This is a genomic window from Streptomyces sp. P17 (assembly GCF_032436805.1).
Lineage (GTDB): Bacteria > Actinomycetota > Actinomycetes > Streptomycetales > Streptomycetaceae > Streptomyces.
Genome location: NZ_JAVRBF010000035.1, coordinates 61,604 through 77,698, shown reverse-complemented (window position 1 = coordinate 77,698; position 16,095 = coordinate 61,604). Strand labels below are relative to the sequence as shown.

The window sequence follows — 16,095 nt, the reverse complement described above, 5'->3', positions numbered from 1 at the left end:
ACGGCCGTCGGTCGCGCGGCCGGGAGCAGTTCTCCGCCGACTTCGAGGTGGACGCCGGTCAGTGCCCGCAGCAGGAGTCGAGCAGGACCGGAGCCTTCTCCTCGGTCTCGGATGCGCTGTTCGATGCCGACATCCACTCCCCGATGCCCACGCAGTAGTGGGCTTGGTCGCAGGTTCGAGTTGCTGACCGGGGCGTTGAACTGACCCCAACCAACGTCCGGTTACAGCCTGTTGCCGATCAAGTACCCGAGATAGCCTGTCCTGTGCCCTGTACGGCACAACCGGCGACGCTGCGAGGGGGATCGTGGAGGGGCGCGACGTGCGTGGGCACTACGAGGAGTTGGCAACCGAATACGACGAGCACTGGGTCTACGGTCCGGACTACATTCCCTGGATGTCGAGCCGGATCGCTGAGGCACTGCGGCTCGGTCCCACGGACCGGATCGCCGACATCGGCTCCGGTACCGGCCTGTTCGCCAGGGAAGTGGCCAAGCAGTTCCGGCCTCGCCATCCCATTCTGTGCGTCGATCCCTCCGAAGCGATGCTCGACCAGCTCGGCACGCCGCCTCCGGCCGATCTGACGCCAGTCATTGCTTCTGCCGAGGACATCGCCGAAGGACGTACGCGACTGCCGTACGAGCAGCTCGATGCGATGTGGCTGAAGGAGTCGGTGCACCACGTGGCCGATCCGGCGCGCACGCTGCGCGGCCTGGCCGACCAGCTGGCGCCCGGGGGCCGGCTGCTGGTGGTGATGCTCCCGGCCACCATCCAGTACCCGCTGTTCGAGGCGGCCCTCGCGCGCTTCGAGGAGTTGCAGCCGGACCCGGCCGTCATCGAGGGGCACCTTCGAGCTGCTGGCCTGGAGGCCGGTCTCAGTCATGTCGAGCATGAGCTGCGCGTCGACCGGGACAAGTACCTCGGCATGGTGCGTGCCCGCTACATGTCGCTGCTCTCCACCTTCAGCGACAGCGAGATCGAGAAGGGCATCGACGAGATTCGAGTCGCTCATCCGGAGCCCGTGCTGGTGTTTCCGGACCGGTTCGCGTTCGTTCTCGGCCGGCGAGGTGAGGAGTCCGAGTGAGCACCATGGTCGATGAACGGCTGCGGCGCCTGCGGAGTGAACTCGACGACCACTCGCGGATCGCTGATCGGCTGGGGCTTGATCTGGAACGGCCGTTACGGTCCCTCAATGACGGCTATCCCGAGAATGCGGTGGCCCTGGTCGGGAAGCTGACCGAGAAGCTGCTCAAGGAGCTGTGGCGCCACCACGGCGTCGAGGGTGATCCTTCGACGAAGGCTCTGAACGATCTGGTCAAGCGCTGCCGTCCGTACATTCGCAGCAGCACGGTGGTGGATGCGCTCGAAGACATTCGGCGGCTCCGCAACCGGTCCACGCACGATGGGTACGAGATCAGCGACGAGGACGGGCTGCTGGCGGTCCGCAGGCTCGTCGACGTGCTGGTCTGGTTCACCGACACCGGGAGTGCGGCCCTTCTCGGCGGTGAGCCCGACATGGCGCCCGAGGTGGCACGCCGCTGCGAGTTCCTTGCCGGGCTGTACGTCACCCTCGGCTACCGGCAGGCGAAGCGCTTCGTCCTCAGCCCGGACACCGTGTACCAGCTGTTCTGCCGCGAGTCGGGGATGCGGTTGGAGTACGTGGAGCTGATGCTCTCCAGGGACGCCGACGACCTGAGTACGGTCCTTGCCTCCACCGGAGGGGAGCTGCTGCGCACGCGGTTGCCCAAGCTCACGCGGTTCGTCGTCCTGGACGACGACGGCGGTGCAGCACCCGGCGCCCTCCACCAGATGCTGGGTTTGGACTTCCGGATCGTGCGTTACGACGGCTTCGTCGACACCATGGTCAATCTCGACACCCACCTCGCCGGCCTCACGTCCACCGCCGCCCCGGAAGAGCCGAAGGTCGCCGTCGCCGCGGCGGCGCTGACCACCGACCCTCGCACCGGCGAGCCGAGGGTGGAGCAGTCCGGCGACGCGGCGGAACTCCTGACGCGTCTGGCGCGCGGTAGTGCGAACGTCCTGGTCACCGGTCGTCCGGGGAGCGGCAAGAGCACGCTCCTGCGCTCGCTGGCCGGCAACCCGGAGATCCGCCGTTTCCGCTTCTATTTCGACCTCGGTCTCAAGCCGAAGGACGAACCGTTCTCCGAGTACGCGGCCCGCTTACTCGCGCCGGCCATGACATCGGACCGTTCACGCGCTTACGAACTCTTCCTCTACCTCATCCGCTCGGGTACCGCACTGTGCGTACTGGATGCCGTCGACGAAGGCGTCGAGGAACCAAGCCCTGCCGGTTTCCTGCGGCTCTTCACCGACCTCGCGGCCGTCCTGTCCGCCGAATCGGCAGTGGTCATGAGTTCACGGGTGTCCTTCCTCGCGGACTCGCCCCAGGTGCGCCAGCTGCTGGACAGCGGGGCGGGCCGCTCCGAGCAGTTGGTCGAGCAGATGTACGCGAACGGCGTCGACCCGTCCCGCGTTCCCCACTTCCACGTCGTACGCCTGGCCGAACCCGAGGCAACCCCGCTCGAGACGCGCCTCACCACAGCGCTGAACCTTCCCGCAGGCAAGCCACTCGCGGACATCCTCGGCGCTCACATCACGCGGACGCTGGCCGAGGGTGGGCATCCCGATCTTGAGCAGCGGCTGCCCGCCGCGTTCGGACACGCTTTCCTCAACGACCGCACCGTGTTCTCCCTCCTCGATATCCACCGGCAGTTGGGGGCCGGCACCTTCACGGACGGGAGTCTCGATCTCGGTGCCTGTGTCCTCGCTCCGCTGCTGCGCCCCGCCGCGCCCGATCACGTCGCCTTCGTGCACACGGCGTACCAGGAGCTGCTGGCCGCCAGGTTTCTCGCCGAGCCGGCGAACCGGGACCAGGCAGCGGACCTTCCCGACGGCGCCTTCCTCACCGAGCAGATCCGCGCATTCCTCGCCGGAATGCCAGGCAGCCGGGAGACGGACGACTGCGTGCTGCCTGCCGGGGCGTACCTCGTCGGGCCGGCCGAACGGCTGCTGATCCGCCGCGTCGAGCGGCCCGTACGCTTCGACCGCCATGCCGTGACCGTGGCACGCTACCGCCGCTTCCTCGAATCCCTCGACGCGGACGGCACCTCGCCGTGGGACCACCCCGACCAGCCGGCCGGCGTCACACACCGCCCCTGGACCGACCGGCTGCGGCGGCCCGACTACTACGAGAATCCACGCTACGACGCCCACCCTGCCATCTGCGTCAGCTGGTGGAGCGCCTACGCCTTCGCCGCGTTCGAAGGCAAGCGTCTGCCGACCTCCCTCGAGTGGGAGGCCGCCGCCCGTGGCACCGACGGACGCCTCTTCCCCTGGGGCGACACACCCGACAGCACCCGTATCAACTGCGCCGACACATGGGTCGGCCGGCCTGTCGTGACATATCAGGCGTGGCACCGGGACTTCGCAGGCAACGCCGTCCGGCGGGCCGGGGCGACTCCCGTCGACGAACGGCCCGGCAACCGTTCCCCGTTCGGTGTGCTCGACATGGTGGGCAACTGCTGGGAATGGACATCCACCAGCCTGGACGACCCCGGCGAGGCGGTCATCTGCGGCGGCAGCTACGACAACCCGATGCGTGCAGTGCAGACCAGCAGCAAGGGCATCTACCGCAAGCGCGGCGGAAGCAACGCGGTCGGCTTCCGGTGCGTGCAAGACCTCGACACGTCCGGGACAGAGGAGGCGACAGCATGAGCGCCGGCGGGCCACGTCACGGAACCATCGTAGACAGGCGTCCCAGCGGTGGAGGGCTGAGCGGTGCCCACGGTTCTTACATCGTGCGGGACGAGGAGGATGAGCGGTACTACGGCTTCGACTACCGGCAGATTGTTACCGAGGGGTTTCGGACCATCCGCACCGGCGAACGAGTTCGCTTTCATGTGAGCGCCGAACGCCCCGACCAGGCAGAGTTCGTCATTCGCCTCGACCAGCCCGACCCGGCCGAGTACTACCGATGACCGTTCATGGGGTCCCGCTGCTCGAGCAAGTCACCGGGGCACGCCAGGAATTGACCGTCGTGCTGCCGGTGCGGCTGCTTCGCGTCCCGGACTGGCCTGAAGGGCCCTTCCCGTTCGAGCTGGGCAGCCGCCGCACCGACGCCGACACTCGGTCCACCTACTTCGCCCCCGCCTCCGCCCGTGCACTGTACGGGGCGCCCGGGCGGCCACGTCGCTGGCACCTGCCGTTGGACGCCAAGCAGGACGGGCTGCACCTGCTGGGCATGGAACTTCTCCATGCGGCCACCGCCCGCAATCCCGAACATGCCCTCGTTGTTCTGCACTTGAGCGCGGAAAGGCCGCTGCTGCCCATACTGCGTGCCTTAGCCGGGCGGCGGCACAACCTCGCTGACGAACCGCTCACCGGGCCCTTCGACCCGGCCGGACTTCTCGCCGGTATCGCCGACGTCCGGGACCCCGACGCGCCGTTCGCGATCGCGCGGCCATACACCATCGCCTTCATGACCCCCACTGCTCGGCATGTCCCCGCCCTGCGGGCCGGCCCAGAGGGCGCACTGCCCGCCGCGGCGGACGGCTGGCTATGGCAGCTGGCGTCGCGCTCGACACCGCAGGACTTTCCCCTGCCCCCGGAGACCGCCGGCGAGCAGCTCAAGGACGCCGTCAGAATCTCCGCGGACTGGAGCGCCCTTGTGCTACGTCAAGGGGCAGCCTTCCTGGGCCACCGGCCCGACACCGGTGCGGGCGACTTCTTCGAATTCGGCGCGCTGCACTCCCGTACCGTCTATCTCGACGCCCTGCTCCTCGGCTCGCTCCAGCGCGATCACATCGACGAGCTCACCGACGAACTCTCCGAGGTGTTCAACTCCTCACGGCTCGCACGCCGCGTCGCGACGCTGGAGCGGAACATCGCCGTCTTCCGCAGCACCTACTGGCGACAACACCTCACCGCACACGGCGCGGCCAACGATCTACTCCTCGCCTTCCAGAACCAGCACCGACTGCCCGCACGTTTCGACGAAATCCTGGCCGAAGCAGCCGACTACAGCAGGCTCGTACAGACGCAGGAGAGCCAGCAGATCAGCGGCGCCCTGGGAGTCCTCACCATCCTTGGCCTCCCACTCGGCACCGCCCTCAGCATCCTGCAAGTTCTCGATGACAACTCCACGGCGCACCTGCTCATCGCGCTCGCCCTGTCGGTCGCCGCCACAGCCGCAGCCCTCACCACACGGTATGGGCGCCTGGTCCTGTCATCCCTGCGGGGCGGGGGCAGAAAGGCGTAGGTGCACGTGGGGTTCCGCCTAGTCACGCAGGCCAGCCGGGGGAAACGGCTCCGCTACGAACGCAGTCGCTGAGGTTCCGGGCTATCTGCCAGGTCCCGGTCCGTGGCTTTGATCACCGCGTCGAACAGCCACAGCAGCCGATACGACCGAGCTACCCCAAGCAGAAGCGCTGCCTCCACCATCCAGTGGACGCCGCCGGGATCGGCCTCCGTGGTGTCCAGCGCTGTGGCCAATAGGCAGACACCCGAGATCAAGAGGGTCGCCGAGAGAATACTTACCCAGTTCCGCCGGAATTGGGATGCCAAATGCGCGGCGGTGCGCAGCGTCCGCATACGCCTCCCCGTGGAAGCTGCGTACTGCGAGATTGCCGCTGTGACGAAGCTGCCGACCACGGCTACGACGGTGGCGCCGGTCGTGTATATCTCCAAGCGCTGTTCACGGTCGGGCGTGCCGAGGATGTCGCCGCGTCCGGTCAGTGCGACCAGCAGACCATGCGCACCGAGGATGAGCGCGGTGAGCACCCAGTCCGCTGCCGGCCGTGATCGCCATCGCTGCAGCAGTCCACGTGTTGTCTCCGCCAGACTCGGCATTCCCGCCCCTCCCCCGTACCGGCCCCACCAGGGCTTTCGGCCCCAGCTGCCTTCCAGGCTAGAGGTCGGCACTGACAGCGGCCCGCAGCACCCGTTCGTTCTCGTGAGAGACCCGCTCGAGCTTGTTCAGGGCCACCTGGAGGTCGATGGCGTGGCCGTCGCTCGAGGAAAACGGCACGACACATTTCGCAGTGATGCGCTCGCTGACGAAGTCGATCTTCTCGTCGTCGGCCTCGCTGTGCCACGCCTCCATGCGGGCGCGGGCGGCGGCGGCGTCGACGACGTCGGAGTTGTCCAGCCAGTCCTCGACGTCGTTAGCGAACACCCGGGTGGAGTCGAGGAGCCGGTTGTGCCCGCGGGCGCGGCGGCGAGGCGTGAGGGTGCGGGACTTCTTCGGCACTTCCAGAGTCAGGGTGATCACCATGTCCGGGTTGTCCTCGTGCAGGCGGCTGAGGGCGGTGCCGAGATCGGAGCTGGCGCGCAGGGCGGTGGGACTGTCGTACGGCTCAGGGGCGATCCGCACGTTGAGCCTCTCGATGGCTACGGCGTGCTGGAGCTTCTCCCGGGAGCGGGCGTTGACCACCGGCCGCAGCTCGATGTTGCGCACATCGGGGGCGGCGGCACGCACCTCGTCGAGCCAGCGCCTGATGGCTTGGGCTCGGGGGGCGGAGGTGCCGCCGACCATGGTGGCGATGACGTTGCCGAAGGGGAGGAAGTACACCGTGGTGACGTCCACCAGCTCCTTGTCAGCGGCGAGTTGGAGGCGGCTGAGGGTGCCGTCGACGTGGTCGATGAGCTGCGGCACGTCCTGGCGGACCTTGGCGAGGAGCAGGTGCGGGGCGGTCTGGTGAGGGTCGACGGCGCCGATCAGGATGTCATCGCCCGAGCGTGCGGTGCGCTGAGGGAGCGGCTGGCTGCACAGCGCGCGGATCCGCTGGGCCCAGTCGCGGTGCGGGAGACGGGAGTTCGCGGGGGCGTCGGCGTCGGCGATCTCGTAGAAGTGGACGATTCTGTCCCGGTTGCGCGCGGCCATGCCTGAACTCCCCCGTACGGTCTCGAACGACATCGGTCGACCAGCGTACCGAGAGCACCAGTGGGTGCCGAAACGATCAGGCCGGGCCGGGCGAGTCCACCCGGGCCCGGCCCGTCCGCCCTACTCCTCCTCGAAGTGGGCTTGCAGTTTCAGGGTGTTGGCGTTCTCGGTGAGGGTGCGCACCTTGTCCGCGGGGAAGCCACCCGGCGCGGTCGCCTGGATCTCGACCGTGATCTCGACGTCGGCGCCGACAGCTTCGAGATGCTGGAGAATCTCGAAGGCGTACTTGGTGACCTGCTTGCTGTACTGCTCGGTGTCGAGACGGGCGTGGGCGTAGAAGCGGGTCGGGACCCGTGGTAGCGGGGTCGGAGCCGGAGCCGGGGCACCCGGCAGGGGGCGAGTCGGCGTCGCCGTACCACCGCCGGTGCCCTGGCCGCTGTCGCCATCGTCGGTCTCGTGCGGATCAGCCGGTTCCGGCCGCCGGGCGGCGGCCGCGGCGATGTCGGCCGTCTCCTGGGCGAGGGCGAGGTCGGCCCGCACCAGGAGGGTGCCGTCGGTGATCTGGCCGAATGAAACTCCCCGGCAGGGCAGGACGAGGCCCTGGTACCGGCCGGTGGCAGGGTCGTAGCCGGTGGCGAGGGCGAAGCCGTCGTTCTCCCAGGTGATGTGGTTCAGGACGTCCTCGATGCCCTGGTCGAGAACGCTGCGGTCGCGCAGCCGGTTCATGTAGGGGTACTTGGTGTGCAGCTCCCACAGGCGGCCGACGGAGATGTGGCCGTCGCGGTTCCATTCCTGGGCCAGCGCGTCCGTGATGCGCTGGTGGAGGACGGCGGGGGCCTGCTGAAGGTAGAGCATGCCCTCGCGCCTGAGGCGGTCACCGACGTGGGGGGCGGCGTCGTCGATGGTGGACAGGTCGACCTTGATGTCGACCCACTCGATCTTGGCTCCGGGTGTCTGCTCGGGGACGAGGATCCACCGATAGGCCTTGGCGAGGCGGAGGCCCACCGTTTCGTCGGCCCTCTCCATGCGGGTCCTGGCCTGCGTCTTCTGGCTGTCCGTCAGGTCGAGCTGGACGTGCTGCTGGAGGACCTCCTTCCAGCCCAGGTACTCGCGGACGGCCTCGGCGACCTCCTCGATCTCCTTGCGGTCGGGTGCGAGGAAGACGAGTGCGTTGCGGTGCTGGCGGGACCCCGAGCGGTACTGGTCGAGGGCCTCCTGCGCAAAGTGCAGAGCGTCGGTGTCGGGGACACCCTTGGCGCTGCGGTGGGTGAAGCGGGGGTGCAGCAGGACCAGGCGGGCGGTGTCGTTGTCCGCGATCTCACTGGCGGGCTGGGGGGCGACGTGGACGCCGTTGAAGTTGCCCCGCACGCTCTGCAGGGGGCTGAGCCGACGCACCACGTCCGCCCACACTTTGTCCGGGTCGTCGAGGAGCTTCTCGGCCTCGTCCTTGGCGGTGCGGGTGATGTTGGCATGGGTGTCGTACCAGTGGCGTTCGCCATCGCCGTATAGGTAGGTGGAGCGGTCGGCGAGGGCGTTGAGCGCTGTGCGGAAGTTACCCAGCGGCTCGCCCGGGATGGCCATGCCGAGCCGGATGTGCGCCTCGGACAGGCCCTTGCGGGCGGCGTGCACGCGGGGCGCGGAGCCCATGAAGACGGTACGCGCGACACGGCGGCTCATGCCGCGCTGGCCAAGGACCGTCTTCTCGGCGTCGACGGCGGCAGGTGTGGAGTCAGGCCCGTCGACGTCGGCGTCGATGATCGGCTTCCAGCGGTCCTCCAGGTAGTACGTCAGCTCCTGGTTGACACGGGTGTCGTGCATAGGCACGTCACCGGGCATGATCATGGGGCTCTTGTTCTGGTCCCTCCACAGGGTGTGGATGACGGTGCTCATCAGCCGCAGCACGCCCCGGGTCCGCTGGAACTTCGGAAGCGTGGACCAGTCCTCGTAGAGCCGGGCAAACAGCTCCGGGTGGATCGGGTACGTCGACTTGATCCGCCGCTCGTAGTCCATGGTGTCGCAGCCGGCCGGGAACTCGCGCTTTTCGGTGCCGTAGAACTGCACATAGAGCCTCGCCACCTTGTTGATCTCGGCTTGGACCTCGCTGGTGGGGGTCTGGAAGAGACGGCGGCGCACGATTTCGAAGGACTCGTCGGAGCTGGCGGGCCGCCACGCGTCGGCTTTGCGATGGACGACGTTCTGCAGACGCTCCAGCGCGATCCGGTTGTTCTCCCCGCCGATGTCGTACTGGTCGGCGGCGCTGATCTCACCGGTCGCGGAGGCCGGGATGGACACCAGCATCTGGGCCCCGTCGACGGAGGCGACGGCCTCGGTCAGGGACTGGGCGAAGGAGAAGTGCGTCTCGAAGGAGCCGGCGGTCAGGCCGTCGTTGCCGAGCAGCGGGCCCGCGTACTGCACCCATTCGTCGATGAGGATGACGCAGGGCGCGTAGGCGGCGATCAGATCCTGCAACAGGGCGGTGCCGGGGCTGGTGCTGGTGCGGTCGGCCTCGGCGATGATGTCGTACGCCTGCCTGCCGCCGAGCCCCCAGGCGAGCTGACCCCACATGGTGTTGACCGTGGTGCCGTCGGGCTTGACGTCGGCCTGTCCGATGCCCAGTTCGTTGCCGACCAGCACGGCGCGGTGCACCGGACCGCCGGGCAGTCCGCCGCCGGGCGCGGCAGCGATCAGCTCCTGAAGGTCCTGCGGCAGCTGGCTCACCTGTAGACCCGGTGCGTACAGGTGGTACAACGCCATCATCGAGTGGGTCTTGCCGCCGCCGAAGTTGGTCTGGAGGTTGATGACGGGCGCGGCGTTCGAGTCGCCGCTGATCCGGCGCAGCGATTTGGTGAGCAGGTCTTCGAGGCCCTCAGTGAGATACGTCCGCTGGAAGAACTCCTCGGGTTCGGTGTACTCGGTGGCGCCCTCGCCGCGCGCGACCCGCCACAGGTCGGCGGCGAACTCGGAGGCGTTGAAGTCGCCGCGCGCCACGTCCGGGTGCGGGGTGAGCACCTCGCGCCAGGGCTGCAGCCCCTCGGCGGCCACGCTCGGCACGGCACGCGCGCGGCGGGCCGCCTTCTTGGTCTCCTCCTCGGTCACCTGACGTTGCAGCATCTGCCGGGACTGCCGGATCTCGTCGACGAGCTTGGCGTCCGCGTGTACGGCCTGCAGCAGCCGTTCCCCCGTGTCCAGTGCGCGCAAGGTGTCGTCGGCGGAGAACGACGCGCTGTGCGCCCACCGGTTGCGTACGTCGTTCAGCTCGCTGGCGAACCCGCGGGCGTTGCCCGGCAGCAGGTGCCGGAAGTAGTTGCTCCAGTACCGCTGAAGAAGATTCAGCAGGAACTGCGGATCCTGCTTGCCGATCTGCCTGCCCTGGCTCCTGGCCTCGCTCTCCGCGTCCTCGAACCAGGTGTCGCCCTGCCGCTTGACCATCTCCCGTTCTATGAAGGGCAGCAGCCCCTCCGTGAGGGTCTCGATCATGCGCTGGACACGGTCTCGGTTGCTCACCGCCATGATGCGGGTGTCCTGCCTTTCCGGCCGTCGGATCTTGTGCGGGGGTTCAGAAGAGAGGCTGGTGCGTGGGCTTGCTCGGGCCGCGCTTCTCTGCCGCGCGGGCTTCCGTCTGGAGGTCGGACCAGGCACTGGCCAGGTTGTTGAACCGCTGCCCGCTCTCGGACCAGCGGCGGCGGTCACAGATGCTGTAGAGGAGATGAGTCAGGTCGCGGATGGCGTCTTCGTCAAACTCCCCGCGCCGCCGGATCCCAGCGAGCAGCTCACCGGCCGGCCCCAGGCCGGACCCGGAGCCCTTGCCTTCCAGCAGGCGGGACAGGTGCATGGCCGCCTCCCATACGGAGATCCGGGCATCGGTCTCCGGGTCGTACGACTCCGGCAGGTTAGCCGGGGCGACGAGCCACACCTTGCTGTCCCCAGACTTGGTGATGTGGGCGTCCTGGAGCCCCTTCACCGACACGTTGTACGCCTTCGCCAGCGTCTCGGCGTCCCCGAAGGCGCCCTTCCCCCACTGGAACTGCTCGAACCAGCGGATCGCCCACCGGGTGCCCTGGTCGAACTCGCCTTCTTGCTCGTTCAGTACGTCGGCCAGCACGTCGTTGATGAGCCCGAGTGCGGTGCGTACGCGCATCGCGGAGCCGTCCGGCTCAGTGACCTTGGCGTACCGGGAAAACACGGCGATGCCGGGGCCGATCGCGGACTGGGGGAGGTCGACGGGGGCGAGGTTGCCCTCCTGCAACTTCCGCAACTTTTCAGGGAGTTCGCTGCGCAAGGCGCGGAGGAAGCCACGGCGGTCGGTGGAGCTGGCGCTGATGTGGCGGGGGCGGCAGGCGAGGACTACGGAGGAGGCGAGGGCGTTGGTGCCGATGCCGATGGAGCGGGCAGAGCGCTCGGTACGAACCGGCCAGGTGGCTGTGACCGTCCAGCCGGCCTGGATCAGACCGTTCAGCATGGTCTCCCAGCCGGTCGAGGCGATGCCGTGCTCGTCGTCGGTCTCCGACTGCTTAAACGCGTAGTAGACAGCGAGCGGGTAGATGGCGTCCCGCCGGGTGGTGTAGCCGATCAACGGACCGGAACTCGCAGGTCACGCCGGGTACTTCGACCGGCTGAGGCACTCCCCGCGCCTGACCGGGCCACTTCGCGTGCCGCGCCAACGGAGAGATCATCGCGAGCCAGGTACCGGAAGGCGAAGCGCATGATCGCTTACACCACCTCGCGGGACGCGACCACTTCCGCCGTGCCGGTAGGGAGAGGCGATGAGCTCGGGCTCCTTTGGCGTGAGGATCGTGCTCATAACCTCCGGATAGATGTCGTGGAGGGATCGGCGGAGCCAGACGTAGAAGAAGTCGGAGAGGTCGGCATAGCCAATGTTGTCGTAGTACGGGGGATCGGTATTGATGACGTAGTTGTCGAAGGAGCGGGTGGTGGCGTCGGCTTGTCCTACGAGACCAGGCCCGTTGTTCGTCGGCAGCGCCTCGATCACTCGTCCCGCGGTTGCAACGGACACCTGCAGGTCCCCAGCAGCGTCGGCGAAGGGACTGACTTCCACGAAGTCCCATGCCATGGGGATGGCCTGGCGGGAGAAGAGGTTGCGAGCCTGGTCACGGCCGTTGGACCAAGTGACGATCGAGTTGTTCAGGTCTGCCGTTCTGCTGGACGCCAAGGCGAGATAGAGAGCCACTGCCTTCCCATACTCGGCCGCCTCAGCTTCTTCCATGCGCGCGTTCCGCGCGTCTCGCTCGACCCTCTTACGGGCCTCGCCAACCAGGTCGCTGAAGGTGGTCAGGGCAAGCAGCTGCCGGTTCGTGAATAGGGAGCCGTAGGTTTCCAGCCCATAAAACGGCGGAGAGAACCAGCGGGGGTTGACGGGCATTCGCTCCTGCGGCGCATTGGCCATCACGTCGACGGAAGCCGCCAGTTCCTGCTCCTCCGTAGCCTCCAGATAGATCCGCTGCCGTTTCCCTTCTGCCACTGTAGCCAGCAGCCGCGCCCCCATGCGTCCGGCCACCCCCTCGGCCTTGATATATGCGTCAGTGGTCATGTCTCCGCACACCAGGCACGTGAACTTGGCGCCCCGCCCCTGCTTCGGCGGTTCGGGCGGTCCTCCGGCGCCGTCATGAATCTCGAAGCGGACGTCCCGGCCCTCGACCACCGGCTTGATCCACCGTGGCCGGTCCTTCTTCTTGGATAGCCACCAGGTCGTCACCAACGGCATCTCCACCCCACAAGCCGGGTTGGGACAAGCCACCGTCCGCGCCCACAGCCAGGCGATGACCGTGGCCTTTCTGCCGTTCTCCAGCTTGGCGTTCGGGTAGTGGGCGCCGATGCGGGCATGAGCCTGCTCGCGCATCCACTTGCCGTACTGGCGGACGTCCTCGGCAAGCCCGCTCGCGCCGGGCCAGTCGTCGGTACGCAGCTCGGCGTTCGGAGAGACGGGCCGCCGCCCCGCCCACCTCGGCGGAATCTCGATCAGAGCCTTGTTGATGACGACCGGCACCGGATTCAGGTCACTGGCGTGCGCCTCAAGGCCGAGCCGATGCGCCTCCAGCGGAATCGTGCCGCCGCCCGCGAAGGGATCGAGGACAGGCGGGACCGAGCCGCCGTTGGACTCGGCGATCTTCTCGCGAACCTTGCGCATGATCCGCTCGTCGCGGGTGGCCTCCCAGGGGACCATCTCCTCGATGAGATCGAACAGCTTCTGCCGCGCGGCCTTCTGCTCCTCCTCACCGGGGTACAGGTCGGGCCGGGCCGACGGGTCGTCGACGAGCTGGGCGAACAGCATCGCGCGGGCGGCAGCCAGGGGACGCCGGGCCCACCAAAGGTGGAGCGTGGACGGATGCCCGTGGCGGATGGACTTCTCCCGCGCGGACTCCCGGTTGATCGCCTCCAACGGGAGTGATGGGTTCGGTCATTGCTGATCATCTTCTCTTGCAGATCATGCTCCCTCGATGGTCTCCGCGACCTCCTGCGGGTCGCGCCGTACGGGCAGACCGAGGTGATGGGCGATGGTGCGGAGAGTCATCGTGATCAGCTTCTTCGGGGGTGTGATTCCAGTGTGCGCCCCGCTCCGGGCATCCAGCCGAGGGCACATCGAGGGCACATCGGTGCGGGAAACGCCGCGAAACCGTGAGAACCACTGAGAGGCGTTTTCGCACGTCAGCGATCATTCCCCGACATCCGCACAGCTCGCAAAGGTACCCAAATCTGTTGTGGGCGGGCGAACTCACCTGTGCTGTCACCGGTTCGGCTGGCAGCGGGGCGTGTGGGGCGCGGGAGAGGCGCGCGCAGGTGAGCGTGCGCCGGTAACGTCGTCGTATGGACACGTCCTGGTGGCTGACGCTCGCGGCGGTGGTGCTGCTCGCGCTCGTCGCCGCGCTCGTGGACGGGTGGGGTCGCGGACGGCGTCCGGCGGGGTGGCGCGTGCGGCGGGTGGCGGCGCGGCCGCGGCCGACGGAGATCTGGTGGGCGAGCGTGCCCTACGAGGACCGGCCCGGCGCGAAGGACCGGCCGTGTCTGGTGCTGGCGGTGCACGGCAAGCGGGTCCGCGTCGCGAAGATCACCAGCCGCTATCACGACGAGCGGGCCGGGGTGATCCCGTTGCCGCCCGGTGCGGTGAGCGATGCTCAGGGGCGGGCGAGCTTCCTGGAGACGGACGAGCTGCGCGAGGTGCCGGTGGGGGACTTCCGCCGGAAGGTGGGGGTGGTGGACCCGGTCCTGTGGGACCAGGTCCGACACCTGGCATCGTGAGGGCCTACGCCCAGAGTTGACCCCGCAGGGTCTCGATCGCTTCCTCCGTCGTCGCCGCCGTGTAGACGCCCGTCGACAGGTACTTCCAGCCGCCGTCGGCCACGACGAACACGATGTCGGCGGACTCCCCCGCCTTCAGCGCCTTGTTCCCGACGCCGAGCGCGGCGTGCAGGGCCGCGCCCGTGGAGACGCCCGCGAAGATGCCCTCCTGCTGGAGCAGCTCCCGGGTGCGGGTGACCGCGTCCGCCGAGCCGACGGAGAAGCGGGTGGTGAGGACCGAGGCGTCGTACAGCTCGGGTACGAAGCCCTCGTCGAGGTTCCTCAGGCCGTACACCAGGTCGTCGTAGCGCGGCTCGGCGGCGACGATCTTCACGTCCGGCTTGTGCTCACGCAGGTAGCGGCCGACGCCCATCAGGGTGCCGGTGGTGCCGAGGCCGGCCACGAAGTGGGTGACGGAGGGGAGGTCGGCGAGGATCTCGGGGCCGGTGGTGGCGTAGTGGGCGCCCGCGTTGTCCGGGTTGCCGTACTGGTAGAGCATCACCCAGTCGGGGTGCTCGGCCGACAGCTCCTTGGCCACGCGTACGGCGGTGTTGGAGCCGCCCGCGGCCGGGGAGGAGATGATCTCCGCACCCCACATGCCGAGCAGGTCCCGGCGCTCCTGGGAGGTGTTCTCGGGCATCACGCAGACCATGCGGTAGCCCTTGAGCTTGGCGGCCATGGCCAGCGAGATGCCGGTGTTGCCGGAGGTGGGCTCCAGGATGGTGCAGCCCGGGGTCAGCCGGCCGTCCTTCTCCGCCTGCTCGATCATGTGCAGGGCCGGGCGGTCCTTGACCGAGCCGGTGGGGTTGCGGTCCTCCAGCTTGGCCCAGATCCGCACCTCGGCGGACGGCGACAGCCGCGGCAGGCGCACCAGGGGGGTGTTGCCCACCGCGGCCAGCGGGGAGTCGTAGCGCATACGGGATCAGACCATGCCGCCGGCCACGGCCGGCAGGATCGTGACGTTGTCGCCGTCGGTGAGCTTGGTGTTGATGCCGTCGAGGAAGCGGACGTCCTCGTCGTTCAGGTAGACGTTGACGAACCGGCGCAGCTGCTCGCCGTTCGCCTTGTCGATGAGGCGGGCCTGAATGCCCGCATGCCGGGTCTCCAGATCGGTGAACAGGTCGGCGAGGGTGTCACCGCTGCCCTCCACCGCCTTCTGACCGTCGGTGTACTGGCGGAGGATGGTGGGGATGCGGACCTCGATGGCCATGGCAAGGGGCTCCTGTCGGAAAAGTGGTCTGGTCTCAGTGGGCGCGCGTCGGCGGCGCGCCGCGGCAACACGGCCGTACGGCTGCAGCGGGACGGTCAACAGATGGCGCTGTTCAGCCTGCACAGGTCGACGTGCAGCCGCGCAACGAGCAGCGTGCCCGGCGCCTTGTCGCTCACGTCGAGAAGAACCATGGGCTCATCGTATCGATTCCCGGACCGGCTCCTGGAGTGTGATCTCACTGGTCGGACTCAATTCATCCACCATGTGGGATCAGTACGCCTCCACGACCTTGACCTCCTCCTCGGTGACCTCGCCCTCAAGGATCCGGAAGGAGCGGAACTGGAACTCGCCGAGGCCGTCGGTGTCGGCGGTGGAGACGAGGACGTAGTGGGCGCCGGGCTCGTTGGCGTAGGAGATGTCGGTGCGCGAGGGGTAGGCCTCGGTCGCCGTGTGGGAGTGGTAGATGACCACCGGTTCCTCGTCACGGTCGTCCATCTCACGGTAGAGCTTGAGCAGGTCGCCCGAGTCGAACTCGTAGAACGTGGGCGACATGGCCGCGTTCAGCATCGGGATGAAGCGCTCCGGGCGGTCGGCACCGGCCGGGCCCGCGATGACGCCGCACGCCTCGTCGGGATGGTCCTTGCGCGCGTGCGCGACGATCTGGTCGACGAGGGCCTGGGTGATGGTCAGCATG

General features: G+C 68.2%; 15 protein-coding genes. 5 read left to right on the top strand and 10 right to left on the bottom strand.

The genetic code is table 11. The annotated features are described in order from the left end of the window. The first annotated feature begins 304 nt into the window (after positions 1-304). The 4 genes from RMT89_RS22975 (at position 305) to RMT89_RS22960 (ending at position 5,275) form a co-directional block, all read left to right on the top strand. The gene (locus tag RMT89_RS22975; protein WP_315885650.1) at positions 305-1,081 is read left to right on the top strand and encodes a class I SAM-dependent methyltransferase; all 777 of its coding nucleotides are present in this window, start codon (positions 305-307) and stop codon (positions 1,079-1,081) included. Between the two features lie 5 nt (positions 1,082-1,086). Next, positions 1,087-3,732, top strand: a complete 2,646-nt coding sequence (locus tag RMT89_RS22970; RefSeq protein ID WP_315885664.1) for an SUMF1/EgtB/PvdO family nonheme iron enzyme — start codon at positions 1,087-1,089, stop codon at positions 3,730-3,732. Between the two features lie 83 nt (positions 3,733-3,815). Next, complete coding sequence (locus RMT89_RS22965; protein WP_315885649.1) at positions 3,816-3,995, top strand: hypothetical protein; 180 nt, start codon at positions 3,816-3,818, stop codon at positions 3,993-3,995. Next, on the top strand, positions 3,992-5,275 hold the full coding sequence (locus RMT89_RS22960) for a hypothetical protein (protein WP_315885648.1): 1,284 nt from the start codon (positions 3,992-3,994) through the stop codon (positions 5,273-5,275). Before RMT89_RS22965 ends, RMT89_RS22960 begins: the two co-directional genes overlap by 4 nt. Before the next feature lie 53 nt (positions 5,276-5,328). Here RMT89_RS22960 and RMT89_RS22955 read toward each other — a convergent pair whose 3' ends face one another. The 6 genes from RMT89_RS22955 to RMT89_RS22930 all read right to left on the bottom strand — a co-directional run bounded on the left by RMT89_RS22955 (position 5,329) and on the right by RMT89_RS22930 (position 13,496). Beyond that, the gene (locus tag RMT89_RS22955) at positions 5,329-5,796 is read right to left on the bottom strand and encodes a hypothetical protein (RefSeq protein WP_315885647.1); all 468 of its coding nucleotides are present in this window, start codon (positions 5,794-5,796) and stop codon (positions 5,329-5,331) included. Between the two features lie 127 nt (positions 5,797-5,923). Beyond that, complete coding sequence (locus RMT89_RS22950) at positions 5,924-6,931, bottom strand: hypothetical protein (RefSeq protein ID WP_315885646.1); 1,008 nt, start codon at positions 6,929-6,931, stop codon at positions 5,924-5,926. An 87-nt stretch (positions 6,932-7,018) separates the two neighbouring features. Then, entirely contained in the window at positions 7,019-10,375 is a 3,357-nt protein-coding gene (locus RMT89_RS22945; RefSeq protein WP_315885645.1) for a DUF499 domain-containing protein, read from the bottom strand. 79 nt (positions 10,376-10,454) lie between these two features. Beyond that, positions 10,455-11,471, bottom strand: a complete 1,017-nt coding sequence (locus RMT89_RS22940; protein ID WP_315885644.1) for a hypothetical protein — start codon at positions 11,469-11,471, stop codon at positions 10,455-10,457. A gap of 96 nt (positions 11,472-11,567) precedes the next feature. Then, positions 11,568-13,295, bottom strand: a complete 1,728-nt coding sequence (locus RMT89_RS22935) for a DUF1156 domain-containing protein (RefSeq protein WP_315885643.1) — start codon at positions 13,293-13,295, stop codon at positions 11,568-11,570. Between the two features lie 45 nt (positions 13,296-13,340). Beyond that, positions 13,341-13,496: a hypothetical protein gene (locus RMT89_RS22930; RefSeq protein WP_315885642.1), complete on the bottom strand. Its 156-nt coding sequence runs from the start codon at positions 13,494-13,496 to the stop codon at positions 13,341-13,343. A 224-nt stretch (positions 13,497-13,720) separates the two neighbouring features. On the opposite strand from RMT89_RS22930, the gene RMT89_RS22925 reads away from it, so the two are divergent. Continuing rightward, entirely contained in the window at positions 13,721-14,152 is a 432-nt protein-coding gene (locus tag RMT89_RS22925) for a type II toxin-antitoxin system PemK/MazF family toxin (RefSeq protein WP_315885641.1), read from the top strand. Positions 14,153-14,156: 4 nt separating this feature from the next. Here RMT89_RS22925 and RMT89_RS22920 read toward each other — a convergent pair whose 3' ends face one another. The 4 genes from RMT89_RS22920 to RMT89_RS22905 form a co-directional block, all read right to left on the bottom strand. Then, complete coding sequence (locus RMT89_RS22920; RefSeq protein WP_315885640.1) at positions 14,157-15,107, bottom strand: cysteine synthase; 951 nt, start codon at positions 15,105-15,107, stop codon at positions 14,157-14,159. Positions 15,108-15,113: 6 nt separating this feature from the next. Continuing rightward, a complete protein-coding gene (locus RMT89_RS22915; RefSeq protein ID WP_315885639.1) occupies positions 15,114-15,401 on the bottom strand; it encodes a MoaD/ThiS family protein in 288 nt (95 codons plus the stop codon). A gap of 95 nt (positions 15,402-15,496) precedes the next feature. Then, positions 15,497-15,592, bottom strand: coding sequence for a putative leader peptide (locus RMT89_RS22910; RefSeq protein WP_019065921.1), 96 nt, complete (start codon positions 15,590-15,592; stop codon positions 15,497-15,499). A 79-nt stretch (positions 15,593-15,671) separates the two neighbouring features. After that, on the bottom strand, positions 15,672-16,094 hold the full coding sequence (locus tag RMT89_RS22905; RefSeq protein WP_315885638.1) for a M67 family metallopeptidase: 423 nt from the start codon (positions 16,092-16,094) through the stop codon (positions 15,672-15,674). Position 16,095: the final 1 nt, after the last annotated feature.

Bases quoted from the DNA above. Each gene is read 5' to 3' on its own strand.
- RMT89_RS22925 (WP_315885641.1), top strand. From the start codon at position 13,721: ATGGACACGTCCTGGTGGCTGACGCTCGCGGCGGTGGTGCTGCTCGCG.
- RMT89_RS22970 (WP_315885664.1), top strand. From the start codon at position 1,087: ATGGTCGATGAACGGCTGCGGCGCCTGCGGAGTGAACTCGACGACCAC.
- RMT89_RS22960 (WP_315885648.1), top strand. From the start codon at position 3,992: ATGACCGTTCATGGGGTCCCGCTGCTCGAGCAAGTCACCGGGGCACGC.
- RMT89_RS22915 (WP_315885639.1), bottom strand. From the start codon at position 15,401: ATGGCCATCGAGGTCCGCATCCCCACCATCCTCCGCCAGTACACCGAC.
- RMT89_RS22930 (WP_315885642.1), bottom strand. From the start codon at position 13,496: ATGTGCCCTCGGCTGGATGCCCGGAGCGGGGCGCACACTGGAATCACA.
- RMT89_RS22950 (WP_315885646.1), bottom strand. From the start codon at position 6,931: ATGTCGTTCGAGACCGTACGGGGGAGTTCAGGCATGGCCGCGCGCAAC.
- RMT89_RS22920 (WP_315885640.1), bottom strand. From the start codon at position 15,107: ATGCGCTACGACTCCCCGCTGGCCGCGGTGGGCAACACCCCCCTGGTG.
- RMT89_RS22905 (WP_315885638.1), bottom strand. From the start codon at position 16,094: ATGCTGACCATCACCCAGGCCCTCGTCGACCAGATCGTCGCGCACGCG.
- RMT89_RS22910 (WP_019065921.1), bottom strand. From the start codon at position 15,592: ATGGTTCTTCTCGACGTGAGCGACAAGGCGCCGGGCACGCTGCTCGTT.
- RMT89_RS22945 (WP_315885645.1), bottom strand. From the start codon at position 10,375: ATGATCGAGACCCTCACGGAGGGGCTGCTGCCCTTCATAGAACGGGAG.